We start from the raw sequence: 4,293 nt of genomic DNA, 5'->3' as shown, positions 1-4,293 counted from the left end.
GGGAGGCGAAGCCTCCCCACCAAAATGTCCTAACCGATATGGCTAGCGCTATATTTCTCCCACTCTTACGTAGAGGCTTAGTCTATTTTTATTCCAGCATATTCAAAATATTCTGAACGTTTCGCAAACTTTGTCCAAAGCAGTAGATTCAGAATAATTTGTGTTGAATTCTCTAAAAATAGAACCGATTAATTTTTTTTAATCCAAATCAGGTATTCATAGTTAATACCTATTCCTTTGACTACCCTTTGGATGGGATATTCCCCATGGCCTACCCCTGGATCGCAACCCTAGGATGTATGCGCTAAGCTCAGATTCCCGCCATTTTCAACCCTGAGATTCACTCTGTAAACCCTCAGTAGCTACTGTATGTTTAATCACCGAGAGTGATTCGGTAGGTGACGGATGCATCTAAAATGGAGAGGCTGTATCAACTGTTTGCTATGTAGTTTTAATTATTGATAGACATATATCTTTGGATTAATCCTTGCCGATGGATAAACTTTTGCTACTTTAGAGTAGGGCAACACTTCAAAGCAGAGTGGACAGTCTGCCCAAATGCAGTTAGCCCACATCAGTACCAGTAAATTATTTATTTCCCAAGCATTTTCCGTTATTTGATGTCCTATGACTGTGCTAAAAAGGATGAATTCCCGGATAGCGGGTTATAACAGAGTCAAGTAGTGAACATCAGGTATCGGTGATGTCCAATAGCGCCAGCACGGCCATAACGTTTATTGGGTCGATGCCCGAAGGCAGTTCAGCGTTTCACCCATGTTTCGTAAACTCGGTCAGGGGTGACGCTCTAAATGTCTGTTCAGGCTAGCGCGATTGTAGTTGTCGAAATGACTAAACGACTGTCCAATATTTCTTTTTAACTTTGATTCAAAGGAGCATGAGGAGCGCGGCATGACCCAAGCTAACAACGCACTCGGAACCATAGAGCAATCTGATATGGGCGTAGCACTTCTAGGGGATGTTGATGGTGTAGACACCATTGAAGGCGAGGACGTTGATGAGGAGCAAGACGATCTCTTCGATATGCAGGCAGAGGCAGACGAAGACGGTGATGGCTCTGCGACTAAGGGAAAAGCAACCCGTCGCCGTGCTCAAACGAAAAAGAAGCACTACACTGAGGACTCAATTCGCCTATACCTGCAAGAAATTGGGCGGATTCGGTTGCTGAGAGCCGATGAAGAAATTGAGCTAGCACGGAAAATTGCGGATTTGCTGGAGCTGGAGCAGGTTCACGAGCAGCTTGTTGAAAAGCTGGATCGGGAGCCAACGGATGCCGAGTGGGCTGAGGCTGTTGGCATGGAACTGTTTCCATTCCGTCGTCGGCTCCATATTGGGCGTCGCGCGAAGGACAAGATGGTTCAGTCAAACCTACGTCTGGTGGTTTCCATTGCGAAGAAGTACATGAACCGTGGTCTGTCGTTCCAGGATTTAATCCAGGAAGGTAGCCTTGGTCTAATCCGTGCCGCTGAGAAATTCGACCACGAGAAAGGATATAAGTTCTCAACCTACGCAACGTGGTGGATTCGTCAGGCGATTACACGGGCGATCGCTGATCAGTCACGGACGATCCGCCTTCCGGTTCACCTGTACGAAACTATTTCGCGGATTAAGAAAACCACGAAGCTTCTTTCCCAGGAAATGGGGCGTAAGCCTACTGAGGAAGAAATTGCCACTCGGATGGAGATGACCATCGAGAAACTACGGTTTATTGCTAAATCGGCTCAGCTTCCCATCTCGCTGGAGACTCCCATCGGGAAGGAAGAGGATTCGCGCCTTGGTGACTTTATTGAGTCTGATGGCGAAACGCCAGAGGATCAGGTCTCTAAGAATCTCCTGCGTGAAGATTTGGAAGGGGTTCTTGGAACGCTCAGCCCCCGTGAACGGGATGTTCTGCGTCTACGCTATGGCTTAGATGACGGGCGCATGAAGACCCTTGAAGAAATTGGGCAAATCTTCAATGTTACCCGTGAGCGGATTCGTCAAATTGAGGCAAAGGCTCTGCGTAAGCTGCGCCATCCCAACCGCAACAGCGTTCTGAAGGAATATATCCGATAAGGCTTTAGCCGATGATTTTGTAAGGAGGTGAGTTAACCGCTCGCCTCTTTTTTGTCGATTCGCGGGCTGCCTGGTGTTTTCGAGATCGGTTTTAGTCGTAACGTTTGGATTACTACGCATCTAGACGTTTAAGAGATAATGGAAACGGTTGACGTGCGGGGAAGTAATCGACGCTAATTATGACTTTGAAAGCGGTTTTGTTTGACTTTAATGGCGTCATCATCAACGATGAGCGGATTCATGAGCAGCTTTTAAACGATATTTTGCTAGGTGAAAACCTCCGACTTCGCCCAGGTGAATACCAGCAAGTTTGCCTGGGGCGGAGCGATCGCGCCTGTCTGAAAGATCTCCTCATGCGCCAGGGACGGGTCGTCAGTGATGATTATTTATCCCAGCTCGTTTTGAAAAAAACGCAGGCATATCAGGCGCAACTCGCGCAACTGGACGTATTGCCTACGTTTCCAGGGTTAACGGATTTTATTTATCAACTGCGCGTTGCCCACATTTCCCTGGCCATTGTCAGTGGAGCGGTTCGCGCCGAAATCGAACTCGTGCTTCAACGCGCTAAACTTGCTGATTATTTTTCCGTGATTGTAGCCGGAGATGAAATTTCATCCAGCAAGCCTGACCCAGACGGATATTTGCTAGCCGTAGAGCGCCTAAATCAGCTCAACCCGACCCTAAAGCTAAAACCGTCAGAGTGCTTAGCCCTTGAAGATACCTTTGCAGGCATCCAAGCGGCTAAAAAAGCTGGAATTTCTGTGGTTGGTGTTGCAAACACGTACCCCTTTCACATGATGCAGCGTCGAGCTAATTGGGCCGTTGATTACCTCAATGAGTTGGAACTAGAGCGCATTCAGCGCTGGTTTGCTGGCGAAGAACGATCCGTCGCCGCATAGATCGCAGGATGTAAACGTGCAGAAGGCACCTTTTTGAATCTATACTTTGTAGCGTAATGAGGACACGGGTAACGTATGGCAATTTTGGAAGGTTCCTTCACACAGGCTAGCTCGTTTCGTTTTGCGGTCGTGGTGGGGCGATTTAACGACCTGGTCACGGGCAAATTGTTGGAAGGGTGCCAGGACTGCCTCAAACGCCACGGCATTGATCCCGATCCCTACGGTACGCAAGTAGACTATGCCTGGGTTCCGGGCTGTTTTGAAATTCCGATGGTCGCCCACCAGCTTGCCCAAAGTCGTCGCTACGATGCGGTAATTTGCATTGGTGCGGTGATTCGGGGGCAAACCCCTCATTTTGATTACGTTGCTGCCGAAGTTTCCAAGGGTATCGCAGCCTCAGCGTTTCAAACCGGAGTTCCGATTATTTTTGGCATCGTTACAACGGACACGATGCAGCAAGCCCTGGAACGCGCCGGAATCAAGAGCAACAAGGGCTGGGAATACGGCATGAGTGCGATCGAGATGGCGAGCCTGATGCGGGAAATTCGCAATGCGGGGGGAGATGCGAAGAGTTTGGAACCGGGTATATCTGCTTCGTTGCCTGCGTATAAGGAGGCTACCTAGGCGGGCGTTTTGTAGAGCGCGCGGACAAAACTCAGCACTTGTTCTTGGCTTTCCTTTAGTAATTTTTCTATCATTTCGAGTAGGCGATCGCCCAAAGGCACTCCAAAACATTCTGCTAGAAACACCATAAAGCTATCGCGCCTGCTGTTGGTGGATAGGGGCGAGCGCCTAGAATTGACTCAGGGGCAGGTGCTTAACTATGACTCAATCCAATGATTTACCCAATCGGATGGATCGCGCAGAAGACAACATTATTGACCTGAAATTAGCGGTCAGTGCTACGTTGCAGGCGATCGATAAGAACTCCGCTAACATTGCCCAACTGATTGAAGTCAGCCGTAATGGCTTAGAAATGAGCCGTAGCGCATTGGAGACTGGCCGCAATGCCTTGGAAGTCAGCCGTCGCAGTAGTGAATCGATTGCCGAACTAGGCGACATTATTCGGAGTAATCAGGGTGCGATTGAACGCATGGATCGTTTGCTGGACTACCTGATGCGGCCTGACCAGGCACAAGAGCAGTGATTGCTCAAAGTGCGATCGCACTCTCCTCTCAACGGGCGATTCTGCTCCGCAGAGACTTCGTCAACGCGCGCAGAGACTTCGTCAACGCGCTTTGAGTTGGAAAGGATGGGAGCGATCGCCAGGTGCAGGTGAAACTATGGGGGTTGTACTGCCAGGTGTGCTTTCAGAACGGAC

Annotated in this window: 4 protein-coding genes; all 4 read left to right on the top strand. The window is 49.1% G+C overall.

The window, feature by feature from the left end:
- The first annotated feature begins 909 nt into the window (after positions 1-909).
- The 4 genes from rpoD (at position 910) to IGR76_17260 (ending at position 4,119) form a co-directional block, all read left to right on the top strand.
- Positions 910-2,073 (top strand): RNA polymerase sigma factor RpoD, encoded by a 1,164-nt coding sequence (gene rpoD / locus IGR76_17275; GenBank protein MBF2080212.1) that lies wholly within the window; start codon positions 910-912, stop codon positions 2,071-2,073.
- A 179-nt stretch (positions 2,074-2,252) separates the two neighbouring features.
- Positions 2,253-2,972: an HAD family phosphatase gene (locus tag IGR76_17270; GenBank protein MBF2080211.1), complete on the top strand. Its 720-nt coding sequence runs from the start codon at positions 2,253-2,255 to the stop codon at positions 2,970-2,972.
- Between the two features lie 75 nt (positions 2,973-3,047).
- Complete coding sequence (locus tag IGR76_17265) at positions 3,048-3,596, top strand: 6,7-dimethyl-8-ribityllumazine synthase (GenBank protein ID MBF2080210.1); 549 nt, start codon at positions 3,048-3,050, stop codon at positions 3,594-3,596.
- Positions 3,597-3,795: 199 nt separating this feature from the next.
- The gene (locus IGR76_17260; GenBank protein ID MBF2080209.1) at positions 3,796-4,119 is read left to right on the top strand and encodes a hypothetical protein; all 324 of its coding nucleotides are present in this window, start codon (positions 3,796-3,798) and stop codon (positions 4,117-4,119) included.
- The last annotated feature ends 174 nt before the right edge of the window (positions 4,120-4,293 follow it).

The sequence above is a fragment of the Synechococcales cyanobacterium T60_A2020_003 genome (genome assembly GCA_015272205.1).
GTDB lineage: Bacteria > Cyanobacteriota > Cyanobacteriia > RECH01 > RECH01 > JACYMB01.
Note: the sequence above shows the minus strand (reverse complement) of the source record. Positions and strands in the feature narration are given on the sequence as shown.